Annotated in this window: 17 protein-coding genes; 11 read left to right on the forward strand and 6 right to left on the reverse strand. The window is 42.7% G+C overall.

The window, feature by feature from the left end; translation table 11 throughout:
* Window positions 1-74: 74 nt before the first annotated feature.
* From pstA to phoU, 3 genes are all read left to right on the forward strand, one after another.
* Window positions 75-1,784 (forward strand): phosphate ABC transporter permease PstA, encoded by a 1,710-nt coding sequence (gene pstA, locus QWZ07_RS08440; RefSeq protein ID WP_099167097.1) that lies wholly within the window; start codon window positions 75-77, stop codon window positions 1,782-1,784.
* Entirely contained in the window at window positions 1,785-2,603 is an 819-nt protein-coding gene (gene pstB / locus QWZ07_RS08445) for a phosphate ABC transporter ATP-binding protein PstB (protein WP_004735071.1), read from the forward strand.
* 75 nt (window positions 2,604-2,678) lie between these two features.
* Window positions 2,679-3,377: a phosphate signaling complex protein PhoU gene (gene phoU / locus QWZ07_RS08450; protein ID WP_004735072.1), complete on the forward strand. Its 699-nt coding sequence runs from the start codon at window positions 2,679-2,681 to the stop codon at window positions 3,375-3,377.
* A gap of 9 nt (window positions 3,378-3,386) precedes the next feature.
* Here phoU and QWZ07_RS08455 read toward each other — a convergent pair whose 3' ends face one another.
* The 5 genes from QWZ07_RS08455 to QWZ07_RS08475 all read right to left on the reverse strand — a co-directional run bounded on the left by QWZ07_RS08455 (window position 3,387) and on the right by QWZ07_RS08475 (window position 7,372).
* Entirely contained in the window at window positions 3,387-3,878 is a 492-nt protein-coding gene (locus QWZ07_RS08455; protein WP_122055903.1) for a hypothetical protein, read from the reverse strand.
* 125 nt (window positions 3,879-4,003) lie between these two features.
* Complete coding sequence (locus tag QWZ07_RS08460; RefSeq protein ID WP_192853423.1) at window positions 4,004-4,540, reverse strand: porin family protein; 537 nt, start codon at window positions 4,538-4,540, stop codon at window positions 4,004-4,006.
* Between the two features lie 128 nt (window positions 4,541-4,668).
* Window positions 4,669-5,598: a LysR family transcriptional regulator gene (locus QWZ07_RS08465; protein WP_192853424.1), complete on the reverse strand. Its 930-nt coding sequence runs from the start codon at window positions 5,596-5,598 to the stop codon at window positions 4,669-4,671.
* A 93-nt stretch (window positions 5,599-5,691) separates the two neighbouring features.
* Window positions 5,692-6,444 carry a copper homeostasis protein CutC gene (locus QWZ07_RS08470; protein WP_192853467.1) on the reverse strand — a complete coding sequence of 251 codons (753 nt, stop codon included), beginning with the start codon at window positions 6,442-6,444 and terminating at the stop codon, window positions 5,692-5,694.
* Between the two features lie 319 nt (window positions 6,445-6,763).
* Complete coding sequence (locus tag QWZ07_RS08475; RefSeq protein WP_009848275.1) at window positions 6,764-7,372, reverse strand: peroxiredoxin C; 609 nt, start codon at window positions 7,370-7,372, stop codon at window positions 6,764-6,766.
* Window positions 7,373-7,581: 209 nt separating this feature from the next.
* Here QWZ07_RS08475 and QWZ07_RS08480 point away from each other — a divergent pair, with 209 nt between their 5' ends.
* The 3 genes from QWZ07_RS08480 (at window position 7,582) to QWZ07_RS08490 (ending at window position 11,885) form a co-directional block, all read left to right on the forward strand.
* On the forward strand, window positions 7,582-8,487 hold the full coding sequence (locus QWZ07_RS08480) for a hydrogen peroxide-inducible genes activator (RefSeq protein ID WP_192853425.1): 906 nt from the start codon (window positions 7,582-7,584) through the stop codon (window positions 8,485-8,487).
* Window positions 8,488-8,965: 478 nt separating this feature from the next.
* Window positions 8,966-10,510 (forward strand): hypothetical protein, encoded by a 1,545-nt coding sequence (locus QWZ07_RS08485; protein ID WP_192853426.1) that lies wholly within the window; start codon window positions 8,966-8,968, stop codon window positions 10,508-10,510.
* Window positions 10,479-11,885 (forward strand): hypothetical protein, encoded by a 1,407-nt coding sequence (locus tag QWZ07_RS08490; RefSeq protein WP_192853427.1) that lies wholly within the window; start codon window positions 10,479-10,481, stop codon window positions 11,883-11,885. The genes QWZ07_RS08485 and QWZ07_RS08490 overlap by 32 nt, the downstream gene beginning before the upstream one ends.
* A gap of 59 nt (window positions 11,886-11,944) precedes the next feature.
* On the opposite strand, the gene QWZ07_RS08495 is transcribed toward QWZ07_RS08490, so the two are convergent.
* Window positions 11,945-12,391: a CBS domain-containing protein gene (locus QWZ07_RS08495; RefSeq protein WP_099167100.1), complete on the reverse strand. Its 447-nt coding sequence runs from the start codon at window positions 12,389-12,391 to the stop codon at window positions 11,945-11,947.
* 335 nt (window positions 12,392-12,726) lie between these two features.
* Between QWZ07_RS08495 and queA the strand changes: the two genes are divergently transcribed.
* From queA to secF, 5 genes are all read left to right on the forward strand, one after another.
* Entirely contained in the window at window positions 12,727-13,779 is a 1,053-nt protein-coding gene (queA, locus tag QWZ07_RS08500) for a tRNA preQ1(34) S-adenosylmethionine ribosyltransferase-isomerase QueA (protein WP_192853428.1), read from the forward strand.
* A gap of 221 nt (window positions 13,780-14,000) precedes the next feature.
* Window positions 14,001-15,137: a tRNA guanosine(34) transglycosylase Tgt gene (gene tgt / locus QWZ07_RS08505; RefSeq protein ID WP_004735086.1), complete on the forward strand. Its 1,137-nt coding sequence runs from the start codon at window positions 14,001-14,003 to the stop codon at window positions 15,135-15,137.
* A 110-nt stretch (window positions 15,138-15,247) separates the two neighbouring features.
* A complete protein-coding gene (yajC, locus tag QWZ07_RS08510; RefSeq protein WP_010440492.1) occupies window positions 15,248-15,577 on the forward strand; it encodes a preprotein translocase subunit YajC in 330 nt (109 codons plus the stop codon).
* Window positions 15,578-15,597: 20 nt separating this feature from the next.
* A complete protein-coding gene (gene secD / locus QWZ07_RS08515) occupies window positions 15,598-17,454 on the forward strand; it encodes a protein translocase subunit SecD (protein ID WP_017106488.1) in 1,857 nt (618 codons plus the stop codon).
* Window positions 17,455-17,468: 14 nt separating this feature from the next.
* Entirely contained in the window at window positions 17,469-18,416 is a 948-nt protein-coding gene (secF, locus tag QWZ07_RS08520; RefSeq protein WP_017106487.1) for a protein translocase subunit SecF, read from the forward strand.
* Window positions 18,417-18,500: the final 84 nt, after the last annotated feature.

Below are 18,500 nucleotides of genomic sequence, written 5' to 3' on the forward strand. Positions count from 1 at the left end.
TAGCGGTTTGATTAGCGTATCTCACGAACTTGGCTCTTTCTTGGGTTCAGCACGTCAGAGCAAGGTCGTTCATGATGAATAAACTGAAGTCATTATTGTCTTGGATTAAATCAGGCTCTCCGTGGATTTGGCTTACGGGCGGTGCGGTGAGCATCAGTATGCTCTCTGTTCTTGGTCTAATGCTGTTGATTGGTTGGAAGGGTTTAACCTATTTTTGGCCAGCTCCTTTGTATCAATGGCAAGTCGACTCCAAAGACTTGTCGTTAGTGGTCGATCTTGACGAAACGGTATCAAAGCAAGATGTATTGATTGGTCAATTATATGAACGTAAATACATCCCGATAGAGCAAGTGCCACAAGCCCACGACCTCTTGTCACCTCAAAACTTGTCGACCGGGCTAATCCAACGCTTAAGTATCAAAGTTGCGAACAGAGAGCTTTACCCAGCCGATTTTGTTTCAATTTTGGATGTTAACTTACGTGAGCCAACAACACCGTCTGAATGGGCGGTGATCGAGCGAAGCCGTGGGGGGTATTTCTTTGGTAAGCCGGTAGGGTTTAAAACGGCTTCGGGTTCTTATCAAACTAATATCGACCAGAAACTTGAGGATGGTTTGGCGTTTGCAGACACGTTAAGAGAAGAAACGTCACGTGTTGTGAACCAAGAAATACGTAATATCAGTTGGCAGTTGGAAAACTTGCGTTTAGAAAAGCGTAAGCTTGAACTCAATGAGTCAGTGAGTGATGAATACCTTAAAACTTATACTCAAACTAAGCTGAAATTAAACAGCCAACTTGATGAAGCGGAAGTAAAGCTAGAGCACCTCAGAACACAGCTGAACGTGGAAAGCTTGCTGGTGGAAGATATGACAGGCGAACGAGTTGAAATACCGCTCAGTCATATTCTTGATTATTGGTACCCCAACAAGATGTCCTATCCTGAAAAAGTTGGGCATTGGGGTAAGCAAGTTTGGAAGTTTTTATCTGAAAACCCACGAGACTCAAACTCTGAAGGTGGTGTGTTCCCAGCGATTTTCGGTACCGTGTTACTTGTGATCTTGATGTCAATCGTAGTGATGCCACTTGGGGTTGTTGCTGCTATTTATCTCCATGAATATGCAAAAAACAACGCACTGACACGTTTGATCCGTATTGCTGTAATTAACTTAGCGGGTGTACCGTCGATAGTGTATGGCGTATTCGGCTTAGGTTTCTTTGTGTATACCATCGGTGGTTCTATCGATTCTTTGTTTTATGCAGAGCGATTACCAGCACCGACATTTGGTACTCCAGGCCTGTTATGGTCCGCATTGACCTTGGCGGTATTAACATTGCCCGTTGTTATTGTAACAACGGAAGAGGGCTTAACGCGTATCCCTAGCTCGGTGAGACATGGTTCATTGGCGCTTGGCGCCACTCAATTTGAGACGCTTTGGCGCATTGTTTTACCAATGGCGAGCCCTGCGATTATCACGGGGTTGATATTGGCAATCGCAAGAGCTGCGGGGGAAGTGGCTCCCTTAATGCTGGTGGGTGTTGTGAAGCTAGCATCAAGCTTACCTGTAGATGGTCAGTTCCCATATCTACACTTAGAGAGAAAGTTCATGCACTTAGGCTTTCATATCTACGATGTTGGTTTTCAAACATCTAATATCGAAGCGGCACGGCCTTTAGTGTATGCGACTTCATTTTTATTGGTTACGGTTATCGTTGGACTGAATTTAACAGCCATCAATATCCGTAATAACTTGCGTGAAAAATACCGAACCTTAGGACAAGATTAAATGTTCTCGATTAATGAAACCTTGGGTTACCAAGCACCACTTGATGTTCACAACCTGAAAGATGAGCAAATTGCTATCTCGATTGAAGGGCTGAATCTTTATTATAAAGAGAGCCAAGCACTCGATGATATTTCAATGCAGATCCCTAAGGGGCAGGTGACGGCTTTTATCGGTCCTTCAGGCTGTGGTAAGTCAACTCTTTTGCGCTGCATTAATCGCATGAACGATCTTGTTGAAGGCTGTAAGGTTTCAGGAAAAGTGAAGCTTCATGGCAAGAACGTCTATCACCCTAAGGTGGATGTCGCGACTTTACGACGTCGTGTCGGCATGGTGTTTCAACGCCCGAATCCTTTCCCTAAATCTATCTATGAGAATGTGGTTTATGGATTGAGGCTGCAAGGTGTGAGCAACAGCCGAGATCTTGATGATGCAGTTGAACGCTCTCTGCGCGCCGCGGCGTTGTGGGATGAAGTGAAAGACCGTTTGCATGAGAACGCTTTTGGTTTATCAGGTGGTCAACAGCAGCGTTTGGTTATCGCTCGTGCGGTTGCCATCGAACCTGAAGTGTTGTTATTGGATGAGCCAACATCGGCACTCGATCCGATTTCGACATTGACGATTGAAGAGTTGATCAATGAACTTAAAACCCAATACACCGTTGTTATTGTTACTCATAACATGCAGCAGGCAGCTCGCGTGAGTGACCACACCGCTTTTATCCATATGGGTAAGTTGATCGAGTACTCAGATACTGATTCTATATTTACTTCGCCATTGAAAAATCAAACGGAAGACTACATTACAGGTAGGTACGGCTAACGTTTAAGTTCGCGCCATCTAGAGCTAAGTCACTCTGAAATAAATGACTTTATTCATTTCTTTTAAGGAGCTGACATGCATTTTGGTCGCCACATTTCAGGACAGTTTAATGTCGAATTAGAATCTATCCGTACACACGTATTAACTATGGGTGGATTGGTAGAGCAGCAGTTGTCATTTGCTATGCAAGCGCTTCATAAAGATGACGCGGAACTGGCCAAAAAAGTAATTCGTGACGACCATAAAGTGAATGCGATGGAAGTTTCCATTGATGAAGCATGTACTCGTATTATCGCGAAGCGTCAGCCGACAGCCAAAGATCTGCGTTTGATTATGGCGATCATCAAAACCATTACTGATCTAGAACGTATTGGCGATGTTGCTTCTAAAATCGCACAGGGTGCGATTGAGATCCCTTCAACGAAAGAGCAAAAATTTCACGTCTCGTTAGAACCATTGTGTCGTCAGGCAATTACTATGCTGCATCAAGTGTTAGATGCTTTTGCTCGTATGGATGTAGATGCGGCGGCAGAAGTACATAAACTTGATGATAAGCTGGATGCGGAATATGAAGCTGTAATTCGTCAGTTGATGACGTATATGATGGAAGATCCTAAGAACATCCCCAACATCTTGCAAGTGATGTGGTCAGCTCGCGCGATTGAGCGAGTGGGCGATCGTTGCCAAAATATCTGTGAATACATTATTTACTTTGTGAAGGGCAAAGATGTACGCCACCTTGGTGATCAAAGCTTAGATGACGCACTGAAGTAGGTATTAACTTTAGAAGCGAATTATTGCACCGAGGTTAAGGTTGATTGTTGTGTCGTAAGGCACAAAGGTCTTATTGTGATCAAAAATATTCATATCAACACCAGCTCGTAGCCCAAGCACTGGCGTTGCTTGGTAAACGTAGGCTCCACCAAGACTTAATCCATGTGCTGTCTTCTCTTCAACTTCGCCATTGCGCGTTTTTGTTCCGTCATAACTCGCTACACCAATCTCCGCTTGAAAGCCGTGGTTCTGATTTCTTCCAAACATATTTTGAATACCAACGCGGTATGCATCGACAGTCTCATCGTATCGATCGCTGTCATACCAGAGGTGGGAATAGCTCAGGTAAACTGCACCTAGATTCGCTACATCAGTAATACCTGCTTGCATTCCAAAGCCATGATAAGAACCAATCTTTAGTTCAGGAGATAAGTGAAGACCACTTGAAAATGCAGAGGTTGAGAATAAAGCCGAAGCTAAAAGAAGTGTTTTAAATTTCATAGTACCACCTAGGTAACCTATTGCTTTCCTTAGCATTAAATATGTTCCGTACATCTATTGAATTGAAGGCGCTTTTTTGAGCAAGAGATTCAGGCTTATCACGGTAGAGTGATAAGCCTTACTATTTAGAACTTATAACCGACAGTTATCGAAGTTTGGTTTAAATCATCGTGATCTAGAATCACAACTTGATAGCGAAGATCGGTATATAGGCCATTCGAAAAATCGGCTCTTACTCCGGTACCAACAAGAAGGGAGGTTTCTGTTTCTTTAATTGAAATGGATTCGACAGTGACTTTATCCGTGACATAGCCAAGACCAATTGCACCGTATGGTTTAATGTTGAATCCATTTAAGAAAAAGGCATAACCGATATCAGCATCCATTGTAAGTGTGCTTACTTCTGATTTGATAGAAGCACCCATAAAGTTGTCTTTTTCGCTATTGGTTTCATATGAGACATTAAGACCGATGATCCGGTTAAAGTCATAGCCATACTCAACTTTTAGCCCAGAGCCAAGATCTGTGGAGTGATAATCAGAGCTAACCTCTTCATATTCCCCTGTTGAGACACCTAGGCCCAATCGGTGACCTTGGTAGTTATCTTGTGCAAATGCAGTGCTGACAGATGTTAGTGCGATAATCGCGGCAAGTAATTTCATGACACTCTCAATAAAACAAATATTGAGCATCCTTACTATGTTCAATATTGACTCCGTGTCGATGGAGTAGATATTAAACAGTTCATAATTTTTATACTAAGTAGCTATTTTTATATCACAGATAAGTGCTACTTATTATTCTGAGCCAATAGAGCTCGCTGTATGATATCAAACAGCCAGTTGGTTAAAGGTGAGTTTCGATTCTTTGCGTGCAAATAACTATAGACCGGAGTCTTCAGCGTTTTTCCGTCGACTGAGACATCTATCCCGCGTAATGTCGGATAGTTTTCTACTGGGAAAAGGTTGGAATGGGGCATGTACATATCAGTATGTTGAATGACGTCGATCAGAGCCATGACCAACTCACTGCGAAAACCGATATTATGCTCGATGGAGAGGTCAGTTAAAATCTGAGACGCCAAGCTAAAATTGTCATTCCAACCTGGTGTTACTAAAGATGCGATTTCGTACCCTGCCATGTCATATGGAGTTATGGTGTCTTGCTTTAAAGGGTGATCTTTCCTAACAAATATACGTCCTGTTAATTCAATGAGTTGCCTTGTATAGACTTCTTTACTTGTCTTTTCTCCCAAGTAGCTTACTCCCATCAAAACCTCATCTTTTTGTATATCTGAGACAGACGAGTTTGACCATGGAACAAGCTTTAGTTTAGCGTTTGGTGCTTGTGCTCTTATATCTTTAAAAAGTGAGCCAGACAGACAAGAAAGTACCACTGGAGATAGGGCTATTTTCAACGTGTAATCAATCTCTTTCGGGTCAAAAGCGTTCGATGTATTAATCGCGATAGATAGACCGTCCATGAACGGTTTGATTTGATTAGTGAGCTGCTCTGAAAATGCCGTAGGTTGTAAGCCTCCATGAACCTTTACGAAAAGGTCATCGTTGAAGTGGTGTCTTAGCTTTTGTAGGGCTTGGCTAACCGCTGGCTGAGAAACGAATAAACGTTCCGCAGCCTTTCTAGTGTTTTTTTCTTGATAAACAATAAGAAATGTTCGTAACAGGTTTAAATCAAGAGAGCTGAATAAGTCTTTAGCCATATCTGTCCATGAAAGGTTTACTGCGTTATTAAATCTAATATACGTCAGTCAGTTAGATTAGTCAGCGTGGTTCTCTTCGATTTTTGGTAGCGACTATTGTCCTAAAGTGGTAAGGGCAGATCTTACATCGGATATCTTATTCGCATCAGTCACGGGGATCTGATAATCATCAATATCATCACTACCCATTTGAGCACTTGAGTTGCTTTCCATTAGGCTCGGTCTTGTCGATTTACCTGAAAGGTGAAGTGCAGGTACTTGGGTGGTGCTTTGAATCATTTTCGCATTTGTTGCGTTAACGCCAGCCCCTGCCATGATGTCGACTCTACTATCGGCCTGTTTAACCATCTCTGCCAAGACATTGATGCCTTGCTCAGCATTAACAGCAAGCCCTGATGTCAGGATCCTTTCACATCCAAGTGCGATGACCTGTTCTAAGGCTGTTTGATAATCAGAGCTTTGATCAATGGCTCTGTGAAACGTAATCCCAAGCTTTAATGAGTGCGCTTTGTCAGCTAGTTGCTGCATTTTTGGCATATCAATACTTCCATTAGGCGCTAACACGCCAAGTACGACCCCATTCAATCCTGCACTTGCACAAGCTTCAATATCTTCAAGCATACAGAGCATATCGTAATTATCGAAAATGAAGTCGCCCTGTCTTGGTCGTATCATAGCGTAGACAGGAACGGACGAAATTTTTGCCGCTTGCTTCATCATACCGAAGCTCGGAGTTAACCCGCCAAGTGCCAGTGAAGAGCAAAGCTCAATTCGATTTGCGCCGCCAGACAGCGCGTTGTGTAGAGATTCTAGGTTATCGATACAGACTTCAATTTCGATGTTCATCATGTTTATCCGTTTAAAAAGATACTGATGAAATCATAGCAACCTAGATACGGATATGAATAGGTGGTAGCAGAGGAAAATAGGGGTAAAGTTTGTTTTTGTAACTACCTCAATTAACTGATACTGAGGGAGCTTAGGGGAAATGAAAGACCGTCGAATAGATATGAAAAAAGCCCGAAGCGTTAACTTCGGGCTTTTAATAGGACTTTACTTCTTAACTGATTGGCGGTGCGCTTTGCGCTATTAGCTTATGCTTTATTTCTCTTTATAGAGAGTCTTCCAACCATTAACCCGCGTTGAGTTCGGGCTTAAGAGGTAATTACTTGCTTAGGTCGTCAGCGTGCTCAGATAGGAATGCTGCAACACCTTGTGGAGATGCGTCCATACCTGATTTACCTTCTTCCCATTGTGCAGGACAAACTTCACCGTTCTTCTCGTGGAAGTTTAGCGCGTCTACCATGCGTAGCATTTCGTCGATGTTACGACCTAGTGGAAGATCGTTAACTACTTGGTGACGTACAAGGCCGTCAGCATCGATTAGGAAAGAACCACGGAAAGCAACACCTGCTTCTGGGTGCTCAACATCGTATGCTTTGCAGATCTCGTGCTTAACGTCAGCAATTAGAGGGTACTTAACTTGACCGATACCGCCATCAGCGATAGCAGTGTTACGCCATGCGTTGTGAGAGAATTGAGAATCGATTGAAACACCGATTACTTCAACGCCTTTTGCTTGGAAATCTTCTAGACGGTTGTCGAAAGCAATTAGCTCTGAAGGACAAACGAAAGTGAAGTCTAGTGGGTAGAAGAAAACTACAGCTTTCTTACCTTTAGTGAATTCTGCGAAGTTGAAGTTATCAACGATCTCACCGTTACCTAGAACAGCTGCTGCAGTAAAGTCAGGGGCTTGACGACCTACTAGTACCATTTGGAATCTCCTAAAAAATTAGTTGGCCCAACACATCTTTGTTTGGGCTCCGTTTCTACGGGACAAACTATAGTACAATCGGTACTATAGAAAAAAGCGAATTAAATAGATTAAGTTAATCGAAAAAAGCGATGAGCCTAATCTTTGTCCAGTCCTTAGGTCTATTGACCTTTACGTAACTTATCCTACTCATATTACAAAGTAATTTCATGAATAAATGGCCAAGTCTTAAGCAGCTTCATTATCTTGTTACCCTTCACGAAACTCGTCACTTTAGTGATGCAGCCGATCGCTGTTTCGTCAGCCAATCCACACTAAGCAAAGGTATTCAAAACCTCGAAGAGCTGGTTGGTTGTCCTCTCTATGAGAAGAAAGATAAAAAGAGCCCATTAGTATTTACGCAAGCGGGTGAGCTGGTGGTTAAGCATGGCCGTGAGTTATTGGCGAAAGGGCAAGATCTCGTAGAGCTCGGGAATCTATGTAATGGAGACGCGATGCAAGGGCAGTTGCGAGTAGGATGTATTCCTACCATAGCGCCATTCCTTCTGTGTGATTTGGTTCAAGAAGCCAACCATCGTTTTCCACAGTTGAACTTACTGTTACGTGAAGACACGACGACTAACTTATTGGCTGCATTACGTCATGGTGAGTTAGATGTGTTGATTCTGGCTCTGCCTGTCGATATCGATAACATGGAGAGTAAAGTTGTTGGACAAGATCCGTTCAGAATGGTGATCAGTCGTAATCAAGCAGATGGCATTCGGGTTCCGATTAAATACGATGACCTGCCAGACGAGTCTGTATTTTTGCTGGAGAACGAACACTGTTTAACAGAGCACGCGGTATCAGCTTGTAAGTTAACCGACAAAGAGAAGATAAACCCGTTTACTGCGACAAGCCTACACACATTGGTGCAAATGGTGGCCAATGGTTTAGGAACCACCTTTATTCCGCAGATGGCCATCGATCATGGTTTATTGGAAAACCAAAACTTAGTGGTTATTGATCCACCTGGGCAACAGGCGTACCGAGATATTGGTCTTGTCTGGCGTCCCAGTTCATCAAGACGCGAAACCTTCCATCAACTAGCGGATGTGGTGTCTGAGCTGCTTTAAAATTTAGAGCATTAAATAAAAAGAGCGGCCATTTTAGCCGCTCTTTTTATTAAACCAAGCAAACTATCAATAAATATTGATAGTTTGCTTGGTTTAAAGTCGATTTTATTATCTTTTTTATCACTCCAATGATTAGTAAACGTGAGCAGTGCTAGGTTAACGATAAATTGAATTTATAAATATTGATGTCACATTTTTTATATGGATAGTTAACCTAGTTATTCGTATTACCCTCATTATACTAACGCCTAAAAATTGAGTGTGTTTGTCAATTTCTATAGTGTTAGTGACTGATTTAATTAATGGTTTTGACTTTGTTAACGTAAGTGTCAGAGCAATGTTTTTAATTTCTGTTGTAGTGGTGGAAATTCTAGAGACTAATGTAAATCGAAGAGGGTAGAGTCGAATAATTAGGTCGAGGTAAATAGTTTTGGTGCTATTTACCCATTAATCAAAAATAAAAGTCAAAAGAAAAATCATGAACGATACTAAACACAGTTTGGTAGGGCTTCTTATACCCTTAATATTATTGTCGGGTACTGCTAGTGCTACAGAAAATATAAGTAAAGAAACGTTAATTCAGTTATCTCAAAGTGATTATGAAACTGTAATCGATGAGACTTTGGCTGCGCTGTACCCCCAATATGCGAATAGCTCTAAAGCAAAGAGTTTGACTACTTTTCGTTACTTGGAGCGTATGTACACTCTCGACCCAAAAAGTGGCGAAATTATTGTCGCAATATCTGAAGGTAGAGAGGGAACTCGTTTCGATTCTTTGTGGGGAAATAAAGAAAAGCGCCAAGCAGACGATGCGATTGAAACCATTGAAAGCCTTGTTATAAAACCTTCAGATTTGGATGTTTTAAAAACGGTGCTTTTTGATGCCTATTATGACCGCGCTACCGCTGAATTTATTCTTGCCAATCGTTCAGTTGATGAGGCCAGAATACAATGGATTGAGCAAGCGAGTATCTCGACAATAGAACAACACCGCCAACAATCTTTCGATATTCTTTTACGTGCTTTTGATGATTATTGGAAGTTAATCGAAAATCACCCTCAAGAATTTGCTAGTGAGCAGTCATCTCGTAATGTACAAAGTGCTCGATATTTAAATGGCGATGGCAAGTCAGTACCTGTATATCAAGGTGGCAGTTTAATTGCGGGTTATAAAGATGCTTTATTAGCGTATCAGTTAATGAATGAATTATTAGCCCAGCAATTACACCTCAGTAAATTCAAGGCAGTATCGGCTAGCCCTGAAGAGCAAAAGTCTAAGCTTGTAGATGAAGCTAGTTTACTTCTTGATCTTGTTTCGTTAAAAGAGAAGCAGCTAAGTAGCTTGTTAGGTGCTGAGTCCTACACTCATATAATGCTGTCCTCTGAGCTAGGTAAGTTTAAAGGCAACACGGCCGAATTGAAATCGGTGATAACTTGGCTCAAAGGTGATGGGAACTATTTGGGATTACCTGATGACTTTGTCGTGTTGATGCCTGATTACAACTCACAAGAGAATGTTGAAAATAGCTCATTCGAGTCTTTGGAAAAAGTGTTAAGTGGGATCTCACACTCATTAGAGTATTCATTGAATAAAGCTCAAAAAGAACGTGTTGATTACCACTACCAATTGGATTTATTCACACGAAACTTTGCTCAAGAAAATAGCCGATTAAAGGAAAGATTGTTTACTTTACTCGGTTGTTCGGTCGACTCGGTTGCTAGTCCTTGTAAAGAGCAGACCAAGGGTCAACGTCAAGACAGTTTAATCGGCTACCAGTTGAAAAGCGTTCAAGCTGCAAAGACCGAAGGTGAACGAGCCTATAGAGTTCATCGAAATGTATTAAAAAACATATCGATAGAAATTGAACGTATTGAGCAAGAACAAAAAGTTAACGATACGATCGATAAGATTACGGTTAAACTAGGTCTTGATGAGATTCCTTTCAAAAGCCTAATTGATGAAAGTCGAAAGTCGAAAGTCGACTTTGGACATGAATTCAGTGCTGTCTTCCGAAGAAGTTAAGCGCTCTCTCGATATGCTAGGCCGCTTTTTGAATGATATCGGTTCCACCGACTTGTCATCGACATTTTCTGCTATTGAAAGCTTACAAGATGCTTTGAAGGGAAGTTCCCTTGAAGCTGAATTATATATTCAGAAGTTGGCTTTGTTCGAGCGTTCAAGAATCAAAGGCTTACGATCAAAACAATTAGATGTCTTTACAGAAGGTAGGATTAAGGAATTAACGTTAGAGCTAGAAACTGCTAAAGCTGATATGGCTAAGTCGCTTTCTAATTTAGTTGATGATGCCGGTAGATTATTAGCCTTTAGTGCAGAAGCTCAGCGTTTGGTTGCTCAAATAGAACAAAATGAACATCTTAAATCTGAAAGCTCTTTTGCTAATCCGCTGAATTTCAGTGTGTTGACTGTTGAAACATCTCGAGCTGAATCACAGTTCTCTAACCTTCAAGAATGGCTTTTTTATGCTGTACAAGCACTTGAATATAAATGGCAAGAGTCGTTTTATGATCGTATTGAGGGTTTTGATAAAAACTTTGTGTTTAAGCTCCAAGATACTCAACAATCAACCGTTTACTTAGACGCATTAAAGCGTTTTGACGATAAGAGGTATACGCCATTCGGCCGGAAAGTGACTGATGTTATTTCCTTAAAGGAACATATTTTCGGTTACATCGATAATCATGGTGGGAAAACCATTTACTATCCTGCTCCTGATGGTAGCGGAGATATGTTGACTGCAGATGAAGCGTTTAACGCAAAGTTAAAGCTGCTTTCTCGTAACTTTGGCTTTGATAAATGGTTAACTATAGAGTTCAGTACGGTGAAAAACTTTCCTAAAACGAACCTGTTTCATGGACCGATACTTGGCAACGAAGATGATGTGATGTGTTTAGAAGTTGCAGGGAATTACTCGGATAAAATTGACGGGATTTCGATTAACCTTGCAATCAATTATGACATATCGGGTGAATCTGCAACTCGCGCACTTCTTACTTATGGTGGTAAGAACTACATGCGTAGCCGTATTCCAGGAGTGTTAACTGATGATAGCGAAGGGCTTAAAGGTGATTTGATTTCCTATTCAACACGTTTTGCGGATATTTCCAATAACGGTGTTGTATCTAAAAGCAGTTTTAAGCAGAACATGAAGGCTAATATCATGACTGGCTATCATGATAATAAAGAGTTACTTAACCCAACTTATTCATTTAAAGAAAGAAGTGTTGCAGCTTCAGGATGGAGATTGTCTCTTCAGTTAGGTGACGAATATGGGGACATTGTTGAAACTGAAGCGATTGATGATATCCAAGTGATAGTGCAGCACAACCTGAAGGCTCGACGTGCCTCAATTTGCAGCGGCGAATCTGGTCCTTTATAACAACATAAATAATCTAACTTTGAGCCTCATAATTTCATGAGGCTCTTCTTATTGTCATATCACTCTACTTCAGCTTCTTCCGGCTCTACTTCCTCTTGTAGCTCTAATAAGTTAATCGCTATCGTGACGAAATCACTGTCAGTAATTATCCCCACTAGTTCGTAGTTTTCTACGACAGGTAAACAGCCCACTTTGTGTTTCTGCATATAGATCGCTGATTCTTTTAAACCCGCACGCGGCTCTACTGACATAACACTTTTATGCATGATGTCGTTGAGGGGAGTAGCAAGAGTAAAAGATTGAGCTTGTGGGATGTTTTGTAGACTGGATTCTTGAGCGGCTAGAACGTCTCGCTGTGTGACGACACCGAGTAGTTTTCTGTCGGCATCAACGACCGGAATATGGCGGATATCAAGCGCTTCCATCATGTGCTTTGCATCGGCCAGTGAATGTGAGCGCAATAGAGTATGAGGGTTGCGAGTCATCATATCTTCAACCTTGATCATACGAACCTCCTTATTTTTTTATTTGTTACTATTACTATAGTTTTTTATCTGAAAAATAACTGAGATCTAACGCATTTTCGGGTGAGTTTTATGCAACTAATTATCGAAATTAAAGCGTCTAATCTGTAGCATTATTTAACGCATCTTTACAATAATCAGTTGTCGTAAACCTTGCTATTGCGGCTCGTGTGCCTATACTAGCCCACTGCGAAATTTTTAGTCGCGCCTGCGATCTGTTTACGGTAGCTATTTCCTTACGGTAACGGTGTATTAGCGGCGGCGATTTATGATTCGACAACGATACAAACCTCATCAACTAAGACAAGACTACAAACATGCAAGTTTCAGATTTTCACTTTGACCTACCAGATGAACTCATTGCTCGCTACCCTCAAGAGGAGCGCACAGCAAGCCGTCTGCTTAAATTAGATGGCAACAGCGGTAACCTAGCTGATGGTTCGTTTAAAGACGTTTTAGACTTGGTTGAACCAGGTGATCTTGTCGTTTTTAATAACACTCGTGTTATTCCTGCTCGTGTATTCGGTCGCAAGGCATCAGGCGGTAAGCTTGAAGTGCTTGTTGAGCGTATGTTGGATGAGAAAAGCATTCTGGCGCATGTTCGTTGTTCTAAATCACCAAAGCCGGGCACTAAGTTGTTCCTTGGTGAGAACGATGAATATGAAGCTGAAATGGTGGCGCGTCATGATGCGTTATTTGAAATCCATTTCACATCTGATCAAAGCGTTTTAGATATTCTAAACAACGTCGGTCACATGCCATTACCGCCTTATATCGATCGTCCAGATGAAGACGCCGATAAAGAGCGCTACCAGACTGTCTATAATGAAAAGCCGGGTGCAGTTGCTGCGCCAACAGCTGGCCTTCATTTTGATGACAAGTTAATGGCTGGCATGAAAGAAAAAGGTGTTGAGTTTGCTTACGTGACACTTCACGTTGGTGCTGGCACATTCCAGCCCGTTAAAGTGGATAACATCAATGATCATCACATGCATGCAGAATACGTTGAAGTGCCGCAAGAAGTGGTTGACGCCGTAGCTGCTGCAAAAGCACGTGGCGGTCGCATCATTGCCGTTGGTACAACATCAGTGCGCTCACTAGAAAGTGCAGCGCAAGATGCACTGAAAAAAGGCACTGAGCTTGTTCCTTTCTTTGGTGATACCGAAATCTTCATCTTCCCTGGCTATGAATATCAGTTAGTGGATTGCTTGATTACTAATTTCCACTTACCAGAATCAACATTGATTATGTTGGTGAGTGCATTTGCTGGTTATGACAATGTGATGGGCGCATACGATCACGCAGTGAAGAGCGAATATCGTTTCTTCAGCTACGGCGATGCCATGTTCATCAACAAGAAAACAGCATAAATTAAAGCTTTGATCTTAGAGCTTGGTGAGCTAATAGACTCACCAATGGATACAAAATATTTACGGGTGCTAGCAGTAGGCTAGGAGTCGGGCAGGTCACTGTCTAATCTCTCGCAAGGAATACGCGACCGCTCCTCATAGAACTCGCTAGATTGAACTTATGTTTAGCTTCAGGTTCTGAATTATCAGTCAGATTGTTTCTCTGGCACATTGGAGGCTTCGTGAAATTAAAATACGAACTTAAAAAAACAAACAGCGGCGCACGTCGTGGTCAACTTCAGTTTGAACGTGGTAGCGTTGAAACACCAGCATTCATGCCAGTAGGTACTTACGGTACGGTTAAAGGCATGACTCCTGAAGAAGTGAAAGACACCGGTGCTGAAATCCTACTAGGTAATACGTTCCACCTATGGTTACGCCCTGGTCAAGAAATCATGAAACTGCACGGTGATTTGCACGACTTCATGAACTGGAAAGGACCTATCCTGACTGATTCAGGCGGTTTCCAAGTATTCAGCCTAGGTGCTACGCGTAAAATCACTGAAGAGGGTGTTCACTTCCGTAACCCTGTAAACGGTGACAAGATTTTCATGGACGCTGAAAAGTCGATGGAAATCCAAAAGGATCTAGGTTCAGACATCGTAATGATCTTTGACGAATGTACGCCTTATCCTGCGACGCATAAAGAAGCTAAAGACTCAATGGAGATGTCTCTTCGTTGGGCTCAGCGTTCACGCAATCACTTTGATAAGCAAGAAAACCCGAACTCACTATTCGGTATCGTTCAAGGTGGCGTATACGAAGACCTTCGTGATGTATCCGTTAAAGGCCTAACAGAAATTGGTTTTGATGGTTACGCTGTTGGCGGCCTAGCTGTAGGCGAACCAAAAGAAGACATGCACCGTATTCTTGAGCACACATGTCCTCAACTACCTGAAGATAAGCCACGTTACCTAATGGGTGTAGGCAAACCTGAAGACTTAGTTGAAGGTGTTCGTCGTGGTATCGACATGTTTGACTGTGTTATGCCAACGCGAAATGCACGTAACGGCCACTTGTTTGTGACTGAAGGTGTGATCAAGATCCGTAATGCGAAGCATAAAACCGATACAACACCACTAGATTCAGATTGTGACTGTTACACTTGTAAGAACTACAGTAAGTCTTACTTACATCATTTGGATCGCTGTAATGAAATCCTAGGTGCAAGACTAAACACTATCCACAACCTGCGTTTCTACCAACGAATCATGTCAGACATTCGTCAATCTATTGATGAAGACCGTTTTGAAGAGTTCGTTGCTGAGTTCTACGCAAGAATGGGGCGTGAAGTGCCACCACTAGGTAAAGAATCTTAGTATTTCTTTTTTGCGAGCCCCATCTCTCTTCCGAGTGATGGGGCTTGAAAATAAAGGGATGCAACCCAATTAGACAAACAATTACTAAAATATAATAGAGGATGTTTTTAATGTTTATTTCTCAAGCTCACGCAGCAGCAGAAGGTGCACCAGCAGGCGGCGGTTTCGAAATGCTTATCATGCTAGGTATGTTCGCTGTGATCTTCTACTTCATGATCTACCGTCCACAAGCTAAGCGCGTAAAAGAGCATAAGAACCTTATGTCTTCTATGGGCAAAGGCGATGAAGTTCTAACTAGCGGCGGTCTGATTGGTAAGATTACTAAGATTGCAGAAGACAGCGACTACGTTGCTATCGAACTGAACGCAAACAACGAAGTTGTTATCAAGAAAGACTTCGTTACAGCAGTGCTACCAAAAGGTACTCTGAAATCTCTATAAACAGCTAGAGGATCCTCGCTGTGCTAAACCGTTATCCGTTATGGAAGTATTTGATGGTGATGTTTGCCATCGCTATCGCTGCGTTGTACGCACTTCCAAATATATACGGTGAAGATCCGGCAGTTCAAGTTACAGGGGCGCGCGGCGCCTCTGTAGATCTGTCTACGCTGGATGCTGTCACCGACGCTCTTGAAGCAAAGAGCCTTTCTACTAAATCCGTTGCTCTAGAGAACGGTTCCATTCTTGTTCGCTTTAACGATACAGATACGCAAATCAGTGCCCGTGATATCATCACAGAAGCACTAGGCGATGACGTTATCGTTGCTCTAAACTTAGCTGCTTCAACTCCTGATTGGCTCGAGTCTATTGGTGCTGCACCAATGAAACTGGGTCTTGACCTACGTGGTGGTGTTCACTTCTTAATGGAAGTGGATATGGACGCTGCAATGGAAAAGCTCGTTGGCCAACAAGAAGAAGCGTTCCGTAGCGAACTTCGTGAAGAAAAAATTCGTTACCGTGCTATTCGCCCATCGGGTAAAGACGCCGTGGAAGTGATTCTGCGTAACGAAGAGCAGCTTGCTGAAGCGAAATCGCTACTGCAATCTAAGCACCAAGATATGACGTTCGTAGATTCAGAATCTAACGGTCGTTTCTCTTTAATTGCTAACTTCACTGAAACTCGCCTACAAGAAATCCGCAACTACGCGGTAGAGCAAAACATTACCATTCTACGTAACCGTGTTAACGAACTTGGTGTTGCTGAGCCTTTGGTTCAACGTCAAGGTGCTAGCCGTATCGTAGTGGAATTGCCAGGTGTTCAAGACACGGCTCGTGCTAAAGAAATTTTAGGCGCAACCGCGACTCTTGAATTCCGTGAAGTAGACAGCAGTGCCGATTTGGCCGCTGCAGCTGCTGGTCGTGCTCCTGCTGGTAGTGAAATCAAGCAAGACCGTGATGGTCGCCCTGTAGTACTTAAGAAGCGCGTTATCTTAGGCGGTTCTAGCATTACAGATGCAAGCTCAAGTGTTGATGAATACGGTCGCCCACAAGTTAACATCTCGCTAGATAGCGAAGGTGGTAGCAAGATGTCTACGTTCTCTCGTCAAAATATCGGTAAGCTAATGGCAACCGTATTTGCAGAGTACAAAGACAGCGGTCGTAAAACACCTGAAGGCCGAGTGATCCTAAGTAAGCACGAAGAAGTGATTAACCAAGCGACGATTCAATCTGCACTTGGCCGTAACTTCCGTATTACAGGTATCGACTCAACGGCTGAAGCTCATAACTTGGCACTTCTACTACGTGCTGGTGCATTGATTGCTCCTATCTCGATTGTAGAAGAACGTACGATTGGTCCATCTATGGGTCAACAAAACATCGATATGGGCATCATGGCGATGGTTTGGGGTATGGCTGCAGTAATGCTATTCACACTGCTTTACTACCGTACTTTCGGTTTGATTGCGAATGTCGCTCTGATGGCTAACTTGGTGTTGATTATTGGTGTGATGTCGATGATTCCTGGCGCGACAATGACGCTACCAGGTATTGCCGGTATCGTATTGACGGTCGGTATGGCAGTCGATGCCAACGTTCTTATCTTTGAGCGTATACGTGAAGAACTTCGAGATGGACGCAGTCCACAACAAGCGATTCACCAAGGTTATGCAAACGCATTTAGCACAATCGCCGATGCCAACATCACCACACTATTAACAGCAATCATTCTATTTGCTGTCGGTACAGGTGCGATTAAAGGCTTCGCGGTAACGTTATCAATCGGTATCTTGACTTCAATGTTTACAGCTATTATCGGAACACGTTGTATCGTGAACCTGATGTATGGCGGTAAACGTGTTAAGAAACTGTCGATCTAAGGCTAGGAATTAATATGTTTCAGATTCTAAAAGCAGAAAAAATGATCGACTTTATGCGTTGGTCAAAGGTTGCCTTTGTATTTTCTATCTTGATGATTGGTACGGCTATCTTCACCCTAACAACGAAATCGTTGAACTGGGGTCTAGATTTTACCGGCGGTACTCTGATTGAAGTGGGTTTTGAGGAACCAGCAAACCTACCCGATATCCGAAGTGCACTAGAAGCTGAAGGCTTTGGTGATGCTACGGTTCAGAACTTTGGTTCTGCGCGTGAGGTAATGGTTCGTCTACGCCCACGTGATGGTGTTGCGGGCGAAACGCTTGGTAACCAAATCCTGTCTGCGATTAAAGATGGTACTGGTGAGCAAGTTGAGATGCGTCGTATCGAGTTCGTTGGTCCAAACGTGGGTGATGAACTAACAGAAGCTGGTGGTCTTGCGATCTTAGTTTCTCTGATCTGTATCTTGATCTACGTATCAGTGCGATTTGAATGGCGATTGGCTGCAGGTGCTGTATTAGCCCTAGCGCACGACGTTATCATCACACTAGGTGTGTTCTCTCTAATGCAAATCGAGGTAGACCTTACTATCGTGGCAGCCTTGCTGACGGTGGTCGGTTACTCCCTCAACGATACCATAGTGGTATTTGACCGTATTCGTGAGAACTTCCGTAAGATGCGTAAAGGCGAAGCGCCTGAAGTATTGAACAGCTCAATCACACAAACATTGAGCCGTACCTTGATTACTTCTGGTACGACGTTGTTCGTGGTTATCGCTCTGTTTGTACAGGGTGGTGCTATGATTCACGGCTTCGCGACTGCACTTCTATTGGGTATTACGGTTGGTACTTACTCTTCTATCTACGTTGCATCAGCACTAGCTATGAAGTTGGGTATCACGCGTGAACACCTAATGCCACCACAAGTGGAAAAAGAAGGTGAAGAGTTTAACGAGATGCCTTAAGCCTTGGCTTAACTGTTTCGATAAACCAAAAAAACCGCTAGGCAACTAGCGGTTTTTTTACATCTGTATTTTGTGGTTGAGCTC

Origin of the sequence: Vibrio lentus (genome assembly GCF_030409755.1) — a bacterium.
Classification (GTDB): Bacteria; Pseudomonadota; Gammaproteobacteria; order Enterobacterales; family Vibrionaceae; genus Vibrio; species Vibrio lentus.